The organism is Cupriavidus sp. P-10 (assembly GCF_003402535.2).
Lineage (GTDB): Bacteria > Pseudomonadota > Gammaproteobacteria > Burkholderiales > Burkholderiaceae > Cupriavidus.
Map to the genome: position 1 here is coordinate 1,504,576 of NZ_AP025172.1, position 19,256 is coordinate 1,523,831.

The following is a 19,256-nucleotide window of genomic DNA, read 5'->3' on the forward strand; positions in this document are numbered from 1 at the left end:
GTTGCGCCGTGGTGCGCGGTAATGCGCAGTGGCGCTCAGCCCTGTCCTGAAACTGCGGGCTCGCCGCGTGGGCGGTCGAGCAGCTGCTTCATCAGCGCGGCGGCAGGCGGACTCAGGACACGGCCGCGAGCCGTGGCGATATGGGTGGTGCGCACGGCCCATGACTCGTCGATGGCAATGCTGGTGACCTGGTCGAACATATCGTGGCTGAGCAGGCATTCGGGCAGCACGGTCACGCCCAGCCCGGCCTGTACCAGGCTGATCGCCACCCCGGCACTGACGACGTGGAACGGTGGGGCGAATTCGGCGCCCAGGCGTTTTGCCGCGGCGCGGAACATGCCCAGCATCGATTCCACCGGGATCAGCCGTTCCGGCAGCAGGTCTTCGAACCTGACCGTTTCGCGCGCACTGAGTGCGTGCGTGTTGGGCACCACGGCGACCAGCCGGTCGCGGCGGTACGGTGTCACGTCAACGCCCCCAAGCTCAAGCTCGTGGGCCATGGCGAACACCCCTACGTCGGCGTCGCCGCGCGACACAGCCTCGATGATCGCGGCGTTCTCGACTTCGCGCACCACCAGTTCCACCAGCGGGAAATCGCGTGCGTAGTCGCCCAGCTCGCGGGCAAGAAATGGTGCGATGATCGACCGCGCCGAAGCCACCACTACCTTGCCGCGCATGCCTTCGGTGAAGGCGGAAATCTCGGAGCGCAGGTTCTCGATGCTATCCAGGATCTGGCGCGCATAGCGCACCAGCACCGCGCCCGCGGGGCTGGGCACGACGCCCTTGGGCCCGCGTTCGAGCAGCTTGACGCCCGCGATATCCTCCAGGTCCTGGATCCGCTTGGTCGCCGTCGAAGCAGCGATATTCTCGCGGACCGCGGCGCGGCCGATCTGCTGCTCTTCGACAGCGGACAGGAACAGGCGCAACGTAAACAGGTCGACTTGCCGGATCAGGTGCAGGCGGTTGAATTCGGTCATGGAAGGCTGGCGGGATGGTGAGGCGCCAGCCTATTTTGCCCGCCTGATTCGCGCGATGCCAGCCGTTCCTGCAGCACCTGCGCCATTGCCAGCAGGCGCGGCCCCAGCTCGCGTTCGACGCGGGCGCGCGCCATGCGCGCGGTGCGCCCGATGCAGGCCAGCACCAGCGGCGGCTGCTCCGGCACGCAGACCGGTACGGCGACGGTGGCCAGCTCGGGCTCCCATTCACCGAGCGACATGCAGAAGCCGAGCTCATGAACCTGCCAGATCTTTTCGGCCATGCGCCGCCGCAGCATGGGCCAGTCGCGGCCCGCCCTGCGCTCCACATTGCCCTGCAGGTAGCAACGCTCCAGTTCCGGGATCGCTGCAAGCAGCGCCGATCCCATCAGCGATGACGCGATATTCAGGCGCTTTCCTGGCGTCAGGCGCAAGTCCAGCACCGCCTGGCTGCCGACGCGGCTGTCCAGCACGCTCACATCGAGCCGGTCGCGCGTGCCGAGCACTACGTAGGTATCGGTCGCTTCGGCGAACTTGCACATTTCGATGCTGGCCTCGCGCTGCACGGCAGGATCGGCGATCGCCGCATAGCCGAGCGCCAGCGAGGCGGCCGCGAGCCGGTATTTGCGCCGCGCCTCGTCGTGGTGCAGGTAGCCCAGTGCCACCAGCGACTGCAGCAACCGCGTGACCGTGGACGCGGGGATGCCGGTTTCCAGCGAGATTTCCTGGTTGCCCAGCCAGGCCTGCTCCGGGCCGAAGGCGGCCAGCACGGCCAGGCCGCGGGCCAGCGGCATTACCCGCACCTGGCATTCCGCTGTAGCGGACCGGCCTGGCGTGGGCCAGATCGCGCCGATCCCGGGTTGATGGCCTCGCGGCCTCGCGCCTGCCTGCTGCAACATGGGCGTCTCCGTATCCGTGGATGTGCTTGCGCCCTATACCCACGAGCATGCGGCGCATAGCGTCGCCCGTACCTGACGAACGTTAGGTAGAGTTTGATGGTCGGTTCGATGGAGCTCCATGGGGGTTAACCCCTTTTTTGCGCGCGCCGACCACGCGCCGCGGGCGCTATGTGCAAGGCACGGCGCCCGCGCAAGCCTTGCTTGAGGATGGGAGGAGGCTCGCCAACGGCGCGAACAAAAAAAGAAGCCCCGCGGCAAGCCGGTCGGGGCATAAGCTCGCTCGGAGGCGAGCATGGAGACAACAGATGCCGTTTCCGGCATGCACGGCTTCACTATGCTGCAGCGGCGCCAGATAACCAATGGCGATGCGCGAACTCTCCCGTACTTTGAAACATCCTGGCAAACACGCGCCCGTCAGAGCTGCAGCCGCAGTGGGGCGCCCGCTGGAGCCGGTCGCATCCTGACCTGCAACTGCGGGCGCCGGCCGTGGCATTCCAAGGTACGGAACTCCCTGTCTTTTCGGTTGAGCTAGCGGGCGTCATCGTCGTAGCATTGCCCGCAACGCCACAAGAAGGGCATGGCCGGGAACGCCCGGGCCGCGCCAGGCAATGACATGGCAACCATGAGCGAACACCATGCCACGAGCACGAACGCCTCGCGCGTGCAGGCAGCCCTCCAAGACGTCGAGCGCCGCTGGAACGCCGCCGCGCTGACGTGGAACGCCGACGCGCTGGCAGCGCTGTACGCGCCCGAAGCGCTGTTTTTTGGGGGCCGCCCGGGCCACGCCGTGGGCCGGGCGGCGATCCTGGGGTACTTTGCCTCTTACGCCGGGACGCTGCGCTCGGCATCAATGTCCCTGGTCGACCAGACCCTGGTTGAGCTTGGCGCGGACACGCTGCTGGCGCAGGGGCACGCAAACTTCCGCTTTGTGCTCGCCGACGGGCGCGAAACCGCGTCGGCACTGCGGACGACCTGGGTGCTGGTCAGGCGCCTTGGCGTGTGGCAGATTCTGCAGCACCACTTTTCCCCGACACCGGAAGCACCGCCTATCCAATAGCCGGCGCCCCCTTCATCGAGAAGCACGCTGCTGGAGGGACTTTCTGCATCTGACGACGCAGTTGCCTCAGTGAATGGTCAACCCACCCGTCGGACTGAGCGTCGCCCCCGTGAGGTAGTGCGCGCCATCCGAAGCCAGGAATGCCACCACCTGGCCAATGTCTTGCGGCGCCGCCACGCCAAGTGGGCTGCTCGCGATGATCTTTTCATACTGCTTCCGGTGGCGCTCCGAGACCCCACTTTCCTTCTCGAACGCAGCCTGCCAGGAGGGGCTGTCGCGCACCACCGTCACGCACACGCAGTTCACGCGGATCCGGTCTCCGGCGAGCTCCCTGGCAAGCACCTTGCTCGCACTGATCAGGCCGCCAGCGAAGGTCGCGACCGCTGTCTGGGTGGGCGTGGGCACCCGGCCACCCTCGGATGTCACAAATACGACGCTTCCGCCCCCGCGCTGGCGCATGAAGGGCAACGCCGACTGTACCGGGAGCAGCTTCGCAGCGGTGTTCTCTGCCACCACGGCGCAAACACGCGACAGGTCGATATAGCCGAACGGTCCCCTGACGTCGGGGCGGCGTGCCTCGTCGTCGTTGCCGCCGGCGTTCGCGACAACAATGTCGATACCGCCATGGCGGCGGGCGGCCTCGGTGGCCAGCGCATCCATGTCCGCTTTCGAGCGGACATCGCCTGACAGGAAATCCCCGGTACCTCCAGCCTGGCGGATCTCGGCGAGCACAGCTTCAGCCTTCGCTGCCGTTCTGCCACTGATGACGACGATGGCACCGAGAGCGGCAAGCTGTAGCGCGATCCCCTTCCCGATCCCGCCTGTACCGCCGGTGACGATGGCGACCTTCCCTTCAAGACTTGTCATTGCGGAGAACCTCTATGCATTGAGACGTTGATTGCTTCGAGCCAGAGGCCCAGGCGCTGGTCAGGTGACCTCCGACGAGTGCAGTGCGTCGAGCTGCTGCGCATTCATATGCAGCCAGTCGCCCAGCACGCTATCGGTGTGCTGGCCTAGCCGGGGTGGCAGGCCAGCCTCCGGCTCGGGAGTATCCGACATCTTGATCGGATTACCCGCGACCTGGACGGCGCCCCATGCCGGGTCCTGCAGGGTCATCAGCATTTGCCGCGCGGCAACGTGCGGGCATTCGAAGACATCGGCAATGTCATTGACCGCGGAGGCCGGAACTCCGCCTTCACGCAGTGCTTCGACGGCCTCGGCGCGGGTGCGCGTGGCCAGCCATGCGTCGATATGCGGGTTGAGCGCGTCGCTGTTGGCACTGCGGGCCATACCGTCCTGGAAGCGCGCATCCTCCAGCAGGGCCGGCATGCCGATCACGTGGCAAAAGCGCTGCCAGATATGATCCCCCAGCACGGCGATGACGATATACCCGTCGCTGGCGCGGAAGGTGCCGAACGGCGCCGTCACGGCGTGCAGCCCCGGCGGCGCGGGCTTATGGAATGCGGAGTACATCGCAACCGAGATCTCGTTCTGCACCAGGGAGGCGTCGTAGAGCGAAATGTCGACCTTCTTGCCCAACCCGGTTCGTTCGCGCTGGTAAAGAGCCAGCAGCGCCCCCTGTGCGGCAAGGATGCCGCCCTGCAGGTCGGTCATCGAGAATCCGAGGTAAGTCGGCCGGTCTCCCTGGCGTTCGGGCCGGTACATCAGCCCGCTCAGCGCCTGCCCGATGATGTCGAAGGCCGGGTAGTCGGTGTACGGGCTCGGCATCACATCTTCATGCCCGAAACCGGAGATCGCGACGTAGATGAGGCGCGGGTTGTGCTCGCGCAGCGCGCCATAGCCAATGCCGAGACGGTCCATCACGCCGGGCCGCAGGTTCTCAAGAACGATGTCCGCCTCGCATGCCAGTTGCGTGAATATCCGCTTGCCTTCGGGATGCTTGAGGTCCAGCGTGACGCTTTTCTTGTTCCGGTTGTTGCGCAGGAAGGACAAGCTCTGCACGGAGCCGTCCTCGGCGCTCTTCACCGGCGTGGTACCGCGCGCAAAATCCCCGCCGTCACGCGACTCCACCTTGACGACTTCGGCACCGGCATCGGCGAGCCACATCGAGGCAAACGGCCCGGCAACAAAATTCTCGACCGCCAGGACTCGCACGCCGCTCAGGGGTCGATCGGGGTTGTTCGTGGTGGCTGCGGTAGCAGTATTCGCGTTGGTGCTCATGGTTACTCGGGTTGGTCATGCATCTCGGCGAAGAGACTCACCGTTTCTGGAATCCGGTCATGTCTCTCTCCGTTGCTATATGTCGTCGTAGTCGTCAAGCCTTGGCCCGCTTGGTCAGGCACTCAAGGTCCGCGTTGTCGTGGCCGACTACCCGCGCCGCCGACAATGGCGGCGGACGCTTGCCGTTGAACGACAGCGGCAAGCCGACGACAGCGAGCTCATCGTCTGACGGCTTGCCGATGATGCCCAGCGCCTCCGTCTGCGCGTGGTGAACCAGTTCCTCGGTCGTCTGGATCGGGGCGCACGGCAGCCCGGCGGCGCCAAGCCGCTCCTGCCAGTAGGCGCGAGGATGCTCGGCCAGGCGATCGCCGATGAGTCCGTCAATCAGGGCGCGATGGCGCAGGCGTGCCGCATTGGTGGCGAAGCGTTGGTCGATGGCCAACTCGGGCCGGTCCAGCGTCGCGCAAAGCCGCGCGAACAGGGCGTCGTTCGCGCAACTGATGATCAGGTCACCGTCCGCAGTCGGGTAAGCGCGATGCGGCACGATAAAGGCGACGCCAGACCCATGGCGTGAGCCCGGCTCGCCGTCGGCATTGTAGTTGGCGACGCCGATCGACATCCAGGCAATGGCGGTTTCCAGCAGCGAGCTGTTGACGGTCGCGCCGACGTGCTTCTCTTGCCGGCGAAACAGTGCAGCGAGGATGCCGATGACAGCCCACATACCTGTGCCAAAGTCGACAATGGACACCCCGGCGCGTACGGGCGACTGGCCCTCTTCCCCCGTGATGCTCATGATCCCCGCAAACGCCTGCATCAGCGGGTCATAGCCCGGCGCGGTATTCAGCGGGCCCTGGTGCCCGAAGGCGCCAACTTCGCAGCAGATCAGCTCCGGCTTGGTCACGCGCAGGCTGTCGGCATCGAGCCCGTACTGCGCCGCCGAACCGGGCCGCAGGTTGTGGAAGAAAACGTCGGCGCGCTCCGCAATCAGCTGGTGCAGCTGGGCCAGCTCGCCGGGGTCCTTGATGTCAAGGCTGATGAAGCGCTTGCCGCGGTTGATGGCATGGAAGGCCGCGCCGCTGCCCTTCCACTTGCTCGGTCCCCAGCCCCGCGCCGAATCCCCCGCGGGCCGCTCGATCTTCCACACGTCCGCGCCGAGCGCTGCCAGGATCTGGCCGGCGAACGGCGCCGAAGCGCTGTCGCTCAGCTCGACCACCACCACACCGTCGAGAGGCAAGTCATGCATTGCTGATACGCTCCTTCGATTGTTATGCGTTGTGTTGCATCTGCTTGGATCGGATGCATGCGGGAAGAGTAGAGGCGTGACGACGTCTGGCCAACTGGCCTTTTCCGAAGCGGCGATTCGGAGGGATCGAAACGGGGGCGCCGCGGGCCCAACCGCGTTACGACGGCTTGGGCGCGGCAGCGTTGTCGCGCGCACCTCAGGTAGTTGCCTGACCAAAGTAGCGGACCACCGTGTTCGTTTAGAAACGTGAATTTATAGGCGCTTTCAGACTACGGTCCCAATGAATCCGTACATTGAGTACCGAGCGCAGACTACAAGGGCTCCTCGGACCACCCAGATTGTCGCGCCACGAAATAGGCGATTAATTGCATTTTGACATCACGATGCAATCATGAAAACTGGTACAGACGCGTTGGGTTGTCGACCAGGATTTGCCTGCGGACTTTCTCGTCCGGTGCCCATCGCTTCAGCAGGTCGAAGAGCACCGCGTCAGCGGGCTTCTGCTTCTCCGTGGGGTGCGCCTGTTGCGGTATCCATGTAGGCGCCTGACAGTCGAGCTGCGGCCACGGCATCGGCCGGCCGCAGCTTCGCCCCGACGCCACCGGATAGCGGCTGTGGTAGACGTGCATGGCAATCGCAAGCGCCTGTGAAGCCGATGAGGGGCCGCGGCTGGCCGGTCATGCCACAAGCCCGCCATGCACAGGCGCGCCGCCTTCGGGCACCTCGGCACTCAGGATCGTGCCCGTGGTGGATTCGGTCATCAGCAGCGTCTTGCCGTCGGTGCCCCCAAAGCACAGGTTGGTCAACGATGCACCAATGGGCGTGCGAATCACTTCGACCGGCTCGGCACGATGGTTCAGCACCCAGACATAGCCGAGACCCGGATTGGCCACCAGCAGGAATCCGTCGGCACGCATGGCCAGCCCGTCAGGACCGCTCGGCCCGTATGACGTAAAGAACTGCCCAACCTTGCTGACAGAGCCATCATTTTGCAGCGGTACACGCCACACGCAGTTACCACGCGTCATGGCGACATACAGCACTTTCTCGTCGGGCGACAGCACCAGGCCATTCGGGCTCGGCGCATTGTCCAGCAGCACATCGAGCTTGCCCTCCGGCGAAAGGCGGTAGACGCGGCCAGTGGGGTCATGCATGCCGGTCTGGCCCTGGTCCGTGAAGTACAGGTTGCCGGCCGAATCGAAGGTCAGGTCGTTGACACCGCGGAAGCGCTCTGAATTCCTGCGTTCGAGGAATGGCGTCACCGCACCGGTCCTCGGGTCCAGCCGCATCAGCCCGTTGCGGTAGTCGGTAATCAGGAAGTCGCCACTGGCCAGGCGCTTCATGCCGTTCGGCTCGCCGTGGTACTCGGCCACCAGTTCCCAGTTGCCCTGCAGCGATACGCGAAACACGCGGCCATAGGGAATATCGGTCACCCACAGATGGCCTTCCGCCCACACGGGGCCTTCCAGAAACGACTCGGTTACCGCGCCGCCGCGATTGGCCAGCGACCAGGCGTTGTTCTGATCCTGCCGGCGAAACGATTCCGGCAGCCGGGTAAGCACCGTGGCGTCACGGAAAGTGGGTGGCTGAAGCATCAGCATCATGGCTCTCCGTGCTACTGCTTTTCAATAACGGCCTTCTGTGCAACGGGCGCCCATTGCGCAGTTTCCCGCTGGATCAGTTGCGCAAACGCGGTGCTGTCCAGATTGCCCGGCTGCGAACCCATTTGCGCCAGGAACTGCTTCATGTCAGGCGACTGGAGGGCTTTCTGGACCTCGGCCTGCAGGCGGGCGATCACCTCTTTTGGCGTTCCCTTTGGCGCGGCCAGGCCAGACCAGTTGAACAGGCTGAACGTCGGCAGTCCGGCTTCCGTGAATGTCGGCACATTCGGGAACACATCGACCCGGCTCTTGCCGCTGATGCCAAGCAGGCGCATCTGGTTGCCCTTGACCGGCGCCAGCGCGGTCGGCGTTGAGACCACCAGCAGATCGACGCTGCCGCCCAGCAGGCCCACCATTGCTTCGCCGGCGCCCTTGTATGGCACGTGCATCAGCTTGATCCCGGCGGCCTGCTGAAACGCCTCGGCGGAAAAGTGCGGCGAACTGCCCGGGCCACCGGTACCGAACGTCACTTCACCTGGATGGGCCTTGGCGTAGCTGATCAGCGAGGCCAGGTCCTTAAAGCGCGAATCGGCCTTGACCCCGACCACGACCGGCGAAAACGCGAACGGGGCGATCGGCACCAGCGCGGTCTGGTGGTCCCAGTTCAGCTTCTTGAAGACATAGGGCAGCGTGGTGTAGGAGTTGTCGTTAGCCAGCAGCGTATAGCCGTCGGCCGGCGCATTGACGACCTGCGTGGTACCGATGGTGCCGGAAGCGCCCGGCTTGTTCTCGACTACGAAACTCTGACCCGTCTGCACGGTAAGCTTCTGCGCGACCTTGCGGGTCACCACATCCACGGCGCCGCCGGGGGGATTCGGCACGACAATGCGTACGGGCTTGTCCGGGTAGGCCGCCAGCGCGGGTGACGCGCTGGCAGCGGCCATTGCCGCGACGACAGCAAAAAGACCAAATGTGCGATGAACCATCATTGTCTCCTGGCGGTCGCGGCCGGTCCGGCTTCCTGTCAGCCGGCCGCGATACCTGCATTTTTTTGACCAGTAAAGCTTCGAAGCTTCGCTCAAACCGGAGTGGCAGTGTCTTGCAGCACCGCAAGAACGTTTTTCGCAGCACCCACACCCATGTTCACGTAAGCCACATCGCTCACGCCTCCGATATGCGGCGACAGGATGACGTTCGGAATTTGCTGGAACGGATGCGGCACGGCCATCGGCTCGACGGCGAAGCTGTCCAGGCCAGCCGCGTAGAGCTTGCCGTTGAGCGCCTCGGCCAGCGCCGACTCATCGATCAGTCCGCCGCGCGCCGTGTTGACCAGGATCGCGCCGTCCTTGAACAAGGCCAGCGTCTCGCGGTTCAGCATGCCGCGGTTCTCGTCGGTCAACGGGCAATGCAACGACACCACGTCCGATTCCTTGTAGAGCTGCGGCAGATCGCTGACCAACGTGACACCTGCGGGCAGTGTCTTCGCATAAGGATCGAAGGCAATCACGCGCATACCCAAGGCCACCCCGGTCATCGCGGCGCGGCGGCCGATCTCGCCAAGGCCGACGATGCCCAAGGTGCGGCCATTAAGTTCAATGGTCTTATGGGTCGATTTGTCCCAATGGCCCGCACGCATGCGCTCGTTCAGTTGCGGCACGGCCTTGGCACAGGCCAGGATCAGCGCCCATGCATGCTCGGCCACGGCGGCGGCGTTGGCGCCCACCGCAGCCTTCACGGCAATGTCGCGCTCGGCGGCGGCCTTCTGGTCGATGACGTCGATGCCGCTGCCATGCTTGGAGATCACCTTCAGAGCCGGTGCTGCATCCATGACTTCGGCGGTCACGCTGCCATAGCGGACAATAATGCCGACAGGGTTGTGCTGCCGCGCCAGGTCGACCAGATCGGCGGTCTGGGGTTTCTTTCCCGCAAATACGACCTCATAGTCGCCAAGCAGCGCGAGGGCTTCCGGTGCCAGGTCTGCACCTGTGACAATAATGACGTCCTTGTTTGTCACAGTGCTTCTCCCTGCTTCAGGACGCCAGCCGTCACCAGCGATGCCAGCAGCCAGGGCGCGGTGGTATTGCCCTCCTTGATCTGCGCAATGCGCCTGGCTTCCGCCTCTTCCTTCTTTGCGGCGGCATCGAGCAGGGCTTCGATCTTCTCGCGCTCCACCACCACCAGGCCATCGGCGTCGCCGCAGATATAGTCGCCCGGGTTCACCGTCACGCCCCCGACGGAAATGGGGTGTCCGATGCGGCCGCCGACTTCCTTGGTCGGGCCATTGGGATTCGTGCCTACCGAGAAGACCGGGAACCGCATGTCTTCCAGTTCCAGGCTGTCCCGCACGGCGCCATCGATGACGACACCGGCAAGGCCACGCTGGCGGGCGGCATGCATCATGATGGTTCCCATCAGCGCCGAGGTCTGGTCGCCCTTGCCGTCCACGACCAGCACATCGCCGGGCTGCGCCAGCGCCAGGGCTGCATGGATCATCAGGTTGTCGCCCGGACGGACTTCGACAGTGAATGCCGGGCCGGCGACTTTCATGGTCGGGCGCAAGGCCTTGATCCGGCCATGCAAGGCGCCGCGGCGTCCGCCGACATCCGACAGGATCGCCGGTTGGAATCTCGCGGCACGCTCGACGATGTCGGCAGGGACGCGATCGAACGATTTGATGATGTTGGGCAAAGTCATGGTGAACTCCAGCAATATGAGAGAAATGGTTGGATGGATACGGGTGCCGCTCAATCCAGCTTCGTGCCGGAGGCCTTGATGACCGCTGCCCAGCGTCCGATGTCCTGCTTGATCAGCGCGGTAAATGCTTCCGGTGTGCCGCCGAGCACCGATGCCCCTTGTTCATTCAGCTTCCTGGCGAGCGCCGGCGACTGGAGCGCCTTGTTGAACTCGGCATTCAGGCGCACGACGATCTCCTTCGGCGTCGCGGCAGGTGCGACAAACCCGAACCAGGTCGCCGTCTCGAAGCCGGGATAGCCCGACTCGGCAACGGTCGGCACCTGCGGCAGGTCTTGTACGCGCTTCGATGACGTCACCGCGAGCGGCCGCAGCTTGTTGTTCTTGATATGCCCGATCAGCGTCGGCACGGATGCCATGTAAAGGTCGACCTGCCCGCCCATCAGGTCGTTGACCGCCTGCGCCGCGCCCTTGTAAGGCACGTGGGTGAACTTCACTTTCGCGGTGCTCTGCAATTGCTCGCCTCCCAGGTGCGCAACCGTGCCATTGCCCGGCGAGGCGAAATTCAGCGATCCGGGCTTTGCCCTGGCGGACTGGATCGCGTCCTTGATCGTCTTGTACGGCGAGTTGACGTGCGTCACCAGCACGAGCGGCGCGGAGGCGACCAGGCTGATCGGTGCAAGATCCTTCAGCGGGTCATACGGCAGCCGTTCGTACAGCGAGGCATTAATGGCAAGGTTGCTGGTCTGCCCCAGGGCGATGGTGTAGCCATCGGCAGGCGCTTTCGCTGTGGCGTCCACGCCCAGGTTGCCACCGGAACCCGGCTTGTTCTCCACCACAAAGACCCACCCGGTCGACTTGGCAACGGTAGTGGTCACTTCCCGCGCGATGATGTCGGTGCCGCCACCGGCGGGAAACGGGACGATGACCCGGATGGGCTTGCTGGGATATTGCGGCGCGGCATGGGCAACGGCGGTTGCCATCAGGAGGCCTGCAAGGGCCAGGACGCCGCGAGGGGAAATTGCCTTCATTGGGTGTCTCCGAATCTGGTTTCGTTGTGACTGGATTGTGGTCGACCGTTTCACGACATACAATGCCGTTTCATACTGCGCACCGGATTTCGCCTTATGAACCAGAAAAGTGATACAGGTGCCGCTTCTGCAGGCACTGAGGGGGCAAGCGCCGTGATAGCGGTGACGCGGGCGTTGCGCGTGCTGGAGGCCTTCGGCGTCAATGACCCGCAACTGTCACTGGCCGAGCTGAGCCGGCGCACCGGCATTCACAAGACCACCGTGCTGCGGCTGGCCCGTACGCTGGCGGCGGACAACTACCTGGTGCAGAAGGAGGACGGCAGCTGGCGGCTGGGTCGCGCGGCGGGATGGCTGGGCGCGTGCTACCAGGCAACGTTCAACGTGCAGGAAGTGGTGGAGCCGGTCCTGCGGGAACTGACGATCCGGACCGGTGAGAGCGCTTCGTTCTACGTCCGCGAAGGGCAACAGCGAACCTGCCTGGTCCGTGTCGAAGGCCCGCAGGCCATCCGCCATCACGTCAGGATCGGCGCGGCCCTGCCGCTGGACAGCGGCGCGCCTGGCCGGGTCATCCTGGCGTTCTCGGGAGAGCCAGGGGAGCCTTATGAAATGATCCGGCGCCGCGGATTTCATCTGTCGCTAGGCGAGCGCGAACCTGAAGTCTCCAGCGTCTCTGCGCCGGTATTCGGATTGCACTGGCGCCTGCTAGGCTCGATGTGTATTTCGGGGCCAACCTCTCGGCTCAACGAAGCGCGCTTGCTGGAGTTGGCGCAGACAGTTGTCGACGCCGCCAACAAGCTTTCGTATGCCATGGCAGGAAGTCAACGGCCTGCGACGCAATTCGAGAGGCCGGCAACATGGCATCCTTGATCCTGCGGCCCGCGCGATCTCCGGGCACCGATGGCGGCCAAGCCGCCGGGTGGTTATCCAGGCCGGCTCAGTTGGCGAAGTTCACCAGCGAACTGACATAGCCGGTCCCGCCCTTGCCCATGTCCTCGACCTCGACGTAGTACGCCAGCCGGTAGCCATCCTTCATTGGCACCCCGCCCGCATAGCCGTCGGCGTCTCGCCGCATCGGCACCGACTCCCACTTGGCCTTGCGCCAGTCTGCGCTCACGGGGTTGTAGGCGTAGAAGAGCCGCACGCCGACTGGCGCCGTTGCGGCCCTGATTCGCGCCTGCACGGTGAACTGCCCGCCCTGCGCCGCCCCGCTGGTTTCGATCGCGGGCAGCTTCCGGCCCAGGAACGTATGCGCCAGCCACATGCGCCATGCAGCCAGGTGCTTGGCCGAGACCCAGGAGTGCGGCAGGTTGTCTACCGCCAGGAAGGCCTTGTCGCCGGACATCTCGGCCAGCATGCTGTTGGGCGTGCCCAGCGCGAAGAACTCGTCGTTGGTGCCGAGCGCGACCAGGAAGCTGGATCGCATCTGCTTGCGCCACATGTACGGGTCGAAGTGCGTCAGCATGCGAAATCCCGTGGGGTTGTTGATCGTGCGCAGCACGGCGTCGGCGGGCTGGAAGCCGGGCCCGGTGCGCTGCTGCGCGGGGCCGCCGACGCCAGGGCCGAACTCGGCGTACTTGCGCGCGAGGAAGTACAGGCTGTTGCCGCCGTAGTAGCAGGTGGCCATCACCCCCGCGACGCGGTCGGGATCGGCACCGGTGGCGATGCTGACGGCGAAGCCGCGCTTGGAGCAGCCCATCAGCACCGCGCGCTCGGTGCGCACGCCGGGCAGGTTGTGCATCAGGGTGATCGCGCGCAGGTAGGCCATTGCGATCGGGTAATAGCCGTTCCAGGTCAGGTCGCCGGTCTCCATCACCTTCTTCAGCGCATAGCCGGTCAGGTCGGATTCATTCATGCCCCAGTAGTCTTCGGCCGGGTTGGAGAACAGCATGACGGGCATGCCCAGGTCGATGGCGGTGCCTTCGGCGTATTCGGCTTCGGTGTCCAGGCCGGTGCCGGGAATGGTGTGGCGCGGCCAGGCGGGCTCGTCGAAGAACTGTCGCTCCGTGCCGATGATGCCGGCATTGCCGCCGCCCTGGTAGCCGTCGGGCACATAGATGCGCGCTGGGTGCGTCCATGGCAAGCCCTTCCAGTCCTGGCTGGTGAAGCGCAGTTCGATCACGCGCACGCGCTTGCCGGGGCGCGCGCGGCTGGGCACCAGGGCATCGCGGGAAATCACCGGTGCCAGCGTGCTTTCGTCACGTACGGCCTGCATGTCGAAGAACGCCGACGGTCCGACCGGTTGCGCTTGCGCCCCGGCGATTCCGGGCAGCAGCAGCGACGCAAGCAGCCAGGCCGCTTGCCGCGCAATGCCCATGATCCGTGTTCTCACGATGTCTCCTTCCTGTGATGGGAAGAGGCATTGTCGTTAGCGTCGCCATCACCGGCAATTCGCCAGTTTGCATGGGGCCATCACGAATCGATATGACCCACAGCGGCACCGCCCGATTCGCCCTGGCACGGTGCCGGCGTTCGGTCTGGCCGCGATCGGGCGACCAAGATGGGTAACAAAGGAAGGAGTTTGATAGAATTTTTCTTGGAAGCTTGCAGTGAAAGCTAAGTGAGAACTCCGCTCATGGCGACGACATCCGGAAACAAGACACTGACGATCACGAAACCGGCCTGCCTGATCGATGGCTCAGACCGCGCGTTTCGGCACCTTGTGAATGGCCTGCTGCCGTTTGCTGCGCGTCTACTGTCGGTGCGCGACGGATTTGGCAGTCTGATCGGCCTGACGGGGGTTCAGTACTCGCTCCTTCGGTCGATATCCCACCTGTCTCAAGCAGGCGAGGTGACGGTAAACCAATTGGGCGACCATCTTCATTTAAGCGGCCCCTTTGTTACTATCGAGACCAACAAGCTGAAGGAGCTTGGCCTGATCGAGAAGAAGGCACACCCGGAAGACAAGCGCAAGATGCGGCTCACCATGACCGGGCCAGGATCAAAACTACTTGGTGAATTGCTGCCCGTGCAGCAGCAGATCAATGACGTGCTGTTCGATGGCATCACCCGGTCCGAGTTCAAGGTGCTCTGCTCCGTTGTTGACCGGCTCGTCGAAAATGGCGACCGCGCCGCGCTTGATCTGGAACATTTGAAAGCCCGTAGACAAAAAAGCTAGTCCCTCGACTCACCAATCCCGCACGCCCGCCCGCAAGTCATTGGGTGCGGGACGCGCAGGGATTTCTGCTCAGAGCCAGTTCAGTACCCTGCCGAATCCAAGACGCGGCAAGGCACTGGCGCTGGGAGTTCGACGGGGTTACTGGCTCAAGATTGTCGTCTGCTTGCCGGCGACGCCGCCTTGGAAAGCCTCGCCCTTCCTGCTTCCAGGACTGCCCGAAGCGCAGCGCCCGTGATCTACCAAGGCGATGCTGATCATGGCTACGAGGGCGGGCAGAGCGATTGCCAAGAAATTCTGCTGCAACGGCAGATGCATCCCGACCAGGGTGCCAATCGCAATCGGTGCAAGAATTGCACCGCTGCGACCGACTCCCGACGCCCAGCCGATCCCTGTGGAGCGTACGGCCATCGGGTAGAACTGCCCGACGTAGGCATATGCCAGGATCTGCGTGCCGATGGTGGTGGCGCCGGCCATACCAACCAGGAAATAGACCACCTCGATGGGCGCCTTGTAGCCCAGCATCGAAATCGACACCGCAGCCAGTGCAAAGAAGGCCATCAATACATACTTGATGTGAAAGCGGTCGGCCAACCAACCACCACCGATGGCTCCAAAGATTGCGCCGAAGTTGAGCACCAAGACAAAGGTCAGGGCAGAACCCAGGCTGTACCCAGCGGTGGCCATCAGCTTGGCAAGCCAGGAGCTGAGGGCATAGACCATGAACATGCACATGAAAAACGATGTCCAGAACATGGCGGTACTAAAGCCCCGCCCTTCCTGGAACAGGTGACGAATCGGTGCCTCGTCTGCCTTGTCTTGCGCCGGCAGCACGAATCGATCATCTGCCTGTGGCCGGTAGCTGGGTTCGATCCTCGCGACCGTGCTGCGCAGTTCGTCAAACCGGCCTGCTTTGATCAGGAACGGCATTGATTCAGGCAACGACTTGAGGACAAACGGGATCAAGAGCACCGGCAGGCCAGCGGCGACGAAGACAGATTGCCACCCGTAGGTTTCGATCAGGCCTTTGCCAAGGATCGCTGCCAGGACGCCTCCGACCGCGTAGCCGCTGAACATCAGGGTGACCATCGTGCTGCGGATGCGCTTTGGTGAATACTCCGTCATCTGCGCTACCACGTTGGGCATGACCCCACCGATGCCCAAACCGGCAAGGAAGCGGGTAATGCTGAAGAGTACCGGATCGCTGGTAAAACCAGCCGCGGCGGTGAAGATGCTAAACAGTGCGATGCAAATCGCGATGGCGCGGCGGCGGCTGATTCGATCCGCGACCGTGCCGAGGAAGATGGCACCAATCATCATTCCGAAGAGTGCCGAGCTGACCATGAATCCGGCACTTGTTGAATCGACACCCATGTCTTTCATGATGGACGGCAGCGCAATGCCGGCGACGGCTAGATCGTAGCCATCGAAAATAATGATAAGCGCACACCAGAACAGCACTAGCCCATGAAACCTGTTGAAGCGGGCCTCGTCGGCCAACTTATGAACGTCAATGTGACGCATTGCTTCTCTCCTTGGTGCGTTCCGCACAGATAAAGAATGCCTACCTAGCTTCTTGCGGCAGGTACTTTTGATGATGACCACAGGGCGCTTTTACTAGTTTTAATACGTAACTTTCAAAGCTTTTAAACTTCCGTAAAATATAGGTCACGACTGAGATGGATACATAGGGGAGAAACCCTAAGAGCCCCCCGGGTCCATCCGTTGGGCGTGTACGGACTCTGCCGAGCATTCAGCACGCGGCAACCGCCCCCTCCATTCCCCGAACGCCGCCGCGCCGGCGTAGCCGCTCCGACCGCCTTCCCAATCGTTGTTTGCGGCCGTTCAACGCCGCTGCAGCGCATCCGCGCAAGCTCTCTTCAGGGTTTCCACCAACTTGAACGCCGCGCAAATCTAACGTTCAATCAAAACTAATTTACAAAGCTATTCTTCAAAGTAGCACATGGGTGGAACAAACTTAGGAGTTGTGATGGCTGAGTCATCTGTCGATCGCGGCGTCGAATCAGACGCCGAGGCGCAGCGCCGCTTCAGAAATGCGCTGGCAATGTTCGCGACGGGCGTGGCAGTGATTACGGCGCCCCGGGCGGAAGGCGCGCCCGTCGGCATCACGGTGGCGTCGTTTAATTCGGTATCGCTGGATCCGCCCTTGGTTCTCTTCTCGGTGGACCGGCGTTGCCTGAGCCTTCCTGACCTGCACGGCGCGCGGCGCTACGCCGTCAACGTGCTCGCCGAGGCGCAGCGGGATATCTCGAACCGCTTCGCCAAGGCCAACACCGGCAAGTGGGACGGAATCGACTTCGCCTCCGACGGCGGCGACCACGTACTGCTGCCGGATGCGCTGGCTACCTTCGAGTGCGAGCCCTATGCGCAGCACGATGGGGGCGACCACGTCATCTTCATCGGCCGGGTGGTGCGTCACCAAGCCCGCCATGACGGCAGGCCTCTCATCTTCTTCGGCGGCAAGTACCGGGCTTTGGAAGACAGCCGGGTAGCGGCCTAGATCCACAACAACTGGCAAACAGGACAGGAGCAAAACATGATCAAGAACGGCAACCAGCACATCGCCATGCTGCGCGATGGGCGCGAAGTGTACCTCGATGGCAAGCGCGTCACCGACGTCACGGCGCACCCCGCCTTCCGCAACTCGATCCGCAGCTACGCCAATCTCTATGACTTCCAGGCGCGGCCCGAGAACGTCGACAAGATGACCTTCCAGCCGGCAGGCGGCGACCGGCGCGTCAGCCGCATCTGGGAGCTTCCCACCAGCTACAACGAACTGGTCGGGCGCCGCGAGATGCTGGAAGCCTGGACCGCCCTGCACTACGGCTTCATGGGCCGCTCGCCTGATCATGTCGCGTCCTGCATCTCCGGCATGTACATGGGGATAGAAGTGTTCGAGCAGGCCGACCCGGCACGCGCCGGCGCCTTGCGCGACTACTACCGCTATGCCCGCGACAACGACCTGTTCCTCACCTATGTGATCGTCAACCCGCAGGCCAACCAGGCCAAGGCCGCGCACGAGCAGGAAGACAAGTACCTGGCGGTGGGCATCGTCGACCAGGACGCGGAAGGCATTACCGTGCGCGGCGCCAAGATGCTCGCCACCAGCGGCATCATGGCCAACGAGGTCTTCTGCAGCTGCATCCAGCCGCTGCGCGAGGGCGACGAGATGTACGCGCTGTCCTTCGCGGTGCCGATGAACACCAAGGGCCTGAAGGTAATGTCGCGCAAGTCCTACGAGGCCAGCGCCACCTCGGTCTTCGACAACCCGCTGGCCAGCCGCTTCGACGAGAACGATGCGGTGCTCTACTTCGACGACGTCAAGGTGCCGTGGGAGCGGATCTTCGTCGCGGGCGACGTCGGCATGTGCGCAAAGCAGTTCCATGCCACGCCGGCGCATGTGTACCAGAACTACCAGTGCCAGGTGCGGCTGATGGTCAAGCTGCGCTTCCTGGTCGGCCTGGCGCACCGCATCACCGAGATCAACGGCACTGCCGGCTTCCCGCAGGTCAAGGAACTGCTAGGCCAGCTCGCCGCCGAGGCGGGCATGGTCGAGGCGTGGGTCTATGGCATGGAAGCCAAAGGTCAGGTCAACCACAACGGCTATTTCATCCCCGACCGCGGCATGCTGTACGGCTCGCAGGTGGTGACGCAGCAGCTCTACGCCAAGGTCCTGAACACGCTGCGCGAGCTGGCCGGCGGCGGCATGATCATGCTGCCCTCCAGCATCGAGGATTTCGCCAATCCCACGCTGGCCGAGATCATCGCCAAGACGCAGAAGTCGCCGGTCTGCAGCCCGGAGGAGCGCGTCAAGTTCTTCAAGCTCGCCTGGGATGCCGTGGGTTCCGAGTTTGCCTCGCGCCACAACCAGTACGAGATGTTCTACGCCGGTGCCACCTTCGTCACCAAGGGCCACGCCTACCGCACCTATGACTGGAAGCGCGCGTCGGGCCTGGTCGACAACATGCTCGGCAGCTATTCCCTGCAGGACGAACTGGCCCGCCTGCCGCAGGCGGCCTGACGCTCCAATTGTCCCCACCCTTGCCTCGAAGACGGAGATCAGCAATGGCAATCAACAAGCTTCACGACGAGTTCCATACCCTGGACCTGGCCTCCGGCTGGGAAGTGCCCGAAGGCTACCCCGCCGGCATCCAGCAGAAGATCCTGTCCGGCGCGCTGGACGAAGGCGGCCGAAGCGGCAGCCGTACCCGCCTGCTGCGCTTCGACCCGGGCATCTTCACCAAGGCCCCGTTCGTCCACGAGTACTGGGAGGAGGTGTACCTGCTCAGCGGCGACCTGACCGTCGGCAACGATGCCAACGGCAACGGTGGCGAAGCCTTCGAGCCCAACACCTACGCCTGCCGCCCGCCCGGCGCGTTCCACGGCCCGTTCCGGTCCAACGGCGGCTGCATGCTGCTGGAAATTCACTACTACGACCCGGCCTGA

The 19,256-nt window shown here is 63.8% G+C and carries 19 protein-coding genes; 6 read left to right on the plus strand and 13 right to left on the minus strand.

Annotated features, from left to right (window positions below):
• Positions 1-35: 35 nt before the first annotated feature.
• A complete protein-coding gene (locus tag CTP10_RS36945) occupies positions 36-977 on the minus strand; it encodes a LysR family transcriptional regulator (RefSeq protein ID WP_116321608.1) in 942 nt (313 codons plus the stop codon).
• A complete protein-coding gene (locus CTP10_RS36950) occupies positions 974-1,768 on the minus strand; it encodes an IclR family transcriptional regulator (protein WP_233528246.1) in 795 nt (264 codons plus the stop codon). Before CTP10_RS36950 ends, CTP10_RS36945 begins: the two co-directional genes overlap by 4 nt.
• A 682-nt stretch (positions 1,769-2,450) precedes the next feature.
• Between CTP10_RS36950 and CTP10_RS36955 the strand changes: the two genes are divergently transcribed.
• The gene (locus CTP10_RS36955; RefSeq protein ID WP_271816014.1) at positions 2,451-2,930 is read left to right on the plus strand and encodes a YybH family protein; all 480 of its coding nucleotides are present in this window, start codon (positions 2,451-2,453) and stop codon (positions 2,928-2,930) included.
• A gap of 66 nt (positions 2,931-2,996) precedes the next feature.
• Here CTP10_RS36955 and CTP10_RS36960 read toward each other — a convergent pair whose 3' ends face one another.
• The 9 genes from CTP10_RS36960 to CTP10_RS37000 all read right to left on the minus strand — a co-directional run bounded on the left by CTP10_RS36960 (position 2,997) and on the right by CTP10_RS37000 (position 11,677).
• On the minus strand, positions 2,997-3,797 hold the full coding sequence (locus CTP10_RS36960) for an SDR family NAD(P)-dependent oxidoreductase (RefSeq protein WP_116321610.1): 801 nt from the start codon (positions 3,795-3,797) through the stop codon (positions 2,997-2,999).
• A 60-nt stretch (positions 3,798-3,857) separates the two neighbouring features.
• Positions 3,858-5,111, minus strand: a complete 1,254-nt coding sequence (locus CTP10_RS36965) for a CaiB/BaiF CoA transferase family protein (protein ID WP_116321611.1) — start codon at positions 5,109-5,111, stop codon at positions 3,858-3,860.
• Between the two features lie 94 nt (positions 5,112-5,205).
• Entirely contained in the window at positions 5,206-6,354 is a 1,149-nt protein-coding gene (locus CTP10_RS36970) for a CaiB/BaiF CoA transferase family protein (protein ID WP_116321612.1), read from the minus strand.
• Positions 6,355-6,743: 389 nt separating this feature from the next.
• Complete coding sequence (locus CTP10_RS41480) at positions 6,744-6,983, minus strand: amidohydrolase family protein (protein WP_116321613.1); 240 nt, start codon at positions 6,981-6,983, stop codon at positions 6,744-6,746.
• 48 nt (positions 6,984-7,031) lie between these two features.
• Positions 7,032-7,955, minus strand: coding sequence for an SMP-30/gluconolactonase/LRE family protein (locus CTP10_RS36980; protein ID WP_116321633.1), 924 nt, complete (start codon positions 7,953-7,955; stop codon positions 7,032-7,034).
• Between the two features lie 14 nt (positions 7,956-7,969).
• A complete protein-coding gene (locus CTP10_RS36985) occupies positions 7,970-8,941 on the minus strand; it encodes a Bug family tripartite tricarboxylate transporter substrate binding protein (RefSeq protein WP_116321614.1) in 972 nt (323 codons plus the stop codon).
• Between the two features lie 92 nt (positions 8,942-9,033).
• On the minus strand, positions 9,034-9,969 hold the full coding sequence (locus tag CTP10_RS36990; protein ID WP_116321615.1) for a hydroxyacid dehydrogenase: 936 nt from the start codon (positions 9,967-9,969) through the stop codon (positions 9,034-9,036).
• On the minus strand, positions 9,966-10,649 hold the full coding sequence (locus tag CTP10_RS36995; RefSeq protein WP_116321616.1) for an RraA family protein: 684 nt from the start codon (positions 10,647-10,649) through the stop codon (positions 9,966-9,968). Before CTP10_RS36995 ends, CTP10_RS36990 begins: the two co-directional genes overlap by 4 nt.
• 50 nt (positions 10,650-10,699) lie before the next feature.
• Positions 10,700-11,677, minus strand: coding sequence for a Bug family tripartite tricarboxylate transporter substrate binding protein (locus tag CTP10_RS37000; protein ID WP_116321617.1), 978 nt, complete (start codon positions 11,675-11,677; stop codon positions 10,700-10,702).
• Between the two features lie 96 nt (positions 11,678-11,773).
• Between CTP10_RS37000 and CTP10_RS37005 the strand changes: the two genes are divergently transcribed.
• Positions 11,774-12,544: an IclR family transcriptional regulator gene (locus CTP10_RS37005; RefSeq protein WP_116321618.1), complete on the plus strand. Its 771-nt coding sequence runs from the start codon at positions 11,774-11,776 to the stop codon at positions 12,542-12,544.
• 67 nt (positions 12,545-12,611) lie between these two features.
• Here the strand turns inward: CTP10_RS37005 and CTP10_RS37010 are convergent, their stop codons facing one another.
• On the minus strand, positions 12,612-14,006 hold the full coding sequence (locus tag CTP10_RS37010; RefSeq protein WP_233528248.1) for a PhoPQ-activated protein PqaA family protein: 1,395 nt from the start codon (positions 14,004-14,006) through the stop codon (positions 12,612-12,614).
• A gap of 243 nt (positions 14,007-14,249) precedes the next feature.
• On the opposite strand from CTP10_RS37010, the gene CTP10_RS37015 reads away from it, so the two are divergent.
• On the plus strand, positions 14,250-14,792 hold the full coding sequence (locus tag CTP10_RS37015; protein ID WP_116321620.1) for a MarR family winged helix-turn-helix transcriptional regulator: 543 nt from the start codon (positions 14,250-14,252) through the stop codon (positions 14,790-14,792).
• A gap of 138 nt (positions 14,793-14,930) precedes the next feature.
• Here the strand turns inward: CTP10_RS37015 and CTP10_RS37020 are convergent, their stop codons facing one another.
• Positions 14,931-16,313: an MFS transporter gene (locus CTP10_RS37020; protein WP_116321621.1), complete on the minus strand. Its 1,383-nt coding sequence runs from the start codon at positions 16,311-16,313 to the stop codon at positions 14,931-14,933.
• Positions 16,314-16,779: 466 nt separating this feature from the next.
• On the opposite strand from CTP10_RS37020, the gene CTP10_RS37025 reads away from it, so the two are divergent.
• From CTP10_RS37025 to CTP10_RS37035, 3 genes are read left to right on the plus strand one after another with little or no spacing between them, the layout of a single operon-like run.
• On the plus strand, positions 16,780-17,310 hold the full coding sequence (locus CTP10_RS37025) for a flavin reductase family protein (RefSeq protein ID WP_116321622.1): 531 nt from the start codon (positions 16,780-16,782) through the stop codon (positions 17,308-17,310).
• 36 nt (positions 17,311-17,346) lie between these two features.
• A complete protein-coding gene (locus CTP10_RS37030) occupies positions 17,347-18,831 on the plus strand; it encodes a 4-hydroxyphenylacetate 3-hydroxylase family protein (protein WP_271816017.1) in 1,485 nt (494 codons plus the stop codon).
• A 44-nt stretch (positions 18,832-18,875) separates the two neighbouring features.
• Positions 18,876-19,256 (plus strand): cupin, encoded by a 381-nt coding sequence (locus CTP10_RS37035; protein ID WP_271816018.1) that lies wholly within the window; start codon positions 18,876-18,878, stop codon positions 19,254-19,256.

What these genes read in the sequence shown, in the direction of transcription:
- CTP10_RS36945 (WP_116321608.1), bottom strand. Translation starts at nt 977, where the DNA reads ATGACCGAATTCAACCGCCTGCACCTGATCCGGCAAGTCGACCTGTTT.
- CTP10_RS36950 (WP_233528246.1), bottom strand. Translation starts at nt 1,768, where the DNA reads ATGCCGCTGGCCCGCGGCCTGGCCGTGCTGGCCGCCTTCGGCCCGGAG.
- CTP10_RS36955 (WP_271816014.1), top strand. Translation starts at nt 2,451, where the DNA reads ATGGCCGGGAACGCCCGGGCCGCGCCAGGCAATGACATGGCAACCATG.
- CTP10_RS36960 (WP_116321610.1), bottom strand. Translation starts at nt 3,797, where the DNA reads ATGACAAGTCTTGAAGGGAAGGTCGCCATCGTCACCGGCGGTACAGGC.
- CTP10_RS36965 (WP_116321611.1), bottom strand. Translation starts at nt 5,111, where the DNA reads ATGAGCACCAACGCGAATACTGCTACCGCAGCCACCACGAACAACCCC.
- CTP10_RS36970 (WP_116321612.1), bottom strand. Translation starts at nt 6,354, where the DNA reads ATGCATGACTTGCCTCTCGACGGTGTGGTGGTGGTCGAGCTGAGCGAC.
- CTP10_RS41480 (WP_116321613.1), bottom strand. Translation starts at nt 6,983, where the DNA reads ATGCACGTCTACCACAGCCGCTATCCGGTGGCGTCGGGGCGAAGCTGC.
- CTP10_RS36980 (WP_116321633.1), bottom strand. Translation starts at nt 7,955, where the DNA reads ATGCTGATGCTTCAGCCACCCACTTTCCGTGACGCCACGGTGCTTACC.
- CTP10_RS36985 (WP_116321614.1), bottom strand. Translation starts at nt 8,941, where the DNA reads ATGGTTCATCGCACATTTGGTCTTTTTGCTGTCGTCGCGGCAATGGCC.
- CTP10_RS36995 (WP_116321616.1), bottom strand. Translation starts at nt 10,649, where the DNA reads ATGACTTTGCCCAACATCATCAAATCGTTCGATCGCGTCCCTGCCGAC.
- CTP10_RS37000 (WP_116321617.1), bottom strand. Translation starts at nt 11,677, where the DNA reads ATGAAGGCAATTTCCCCTCGCGGCGTCCTGGCCCTTGCAGGCCTCCTG.
- CTP10_RS37005 (WP_116321618.1), top strand. Translation starts at nt 11,774, where the DNA reads ATGAACCAGAAAAGTGATACAGGTGCCGCTTCTGCAGGCACTGAGGGG.
- CTP10_RS37015 (WP_116321620.1), top strand. Translation starts at nt 14,250, where the DNA reads ATGGCGACGACATCCGGAAACAAGACACTGACGATCACGAAACCGGCC.
- CTP10_RS37020 (WP_116321621.1), bottom strand. Translation starts at nt 16,313, where the DNA reads ATGCGTCACATTGACGTTCATAAGTTGGCCGACGAGGCCCGCTTCAAC.
- CTP10_RS37025 (WP_116321622.1), top strand. Translation starts at nt 16,780, where the DNA reads ATGGCTGAGTCATCTGTCGATCGCGGCGTCGAATCAGACGCCGAGGCG.
- CTP10_RS37030 (WP_271816017.1), top strand. Translation starts at nt 17,347, where the DNA reads ATGATCAAGAACGGCAACCAGCACATCGCCATGCTGCGCGATGGGCGC.
- CTP10_RS37035 (WP_271816018.1), top strand. Translation starts at nt 18,876, where the DNA reads ATGGCAATCAACAAGCTTCACGACGAGTTCCATACCCTGGACCTGGCC.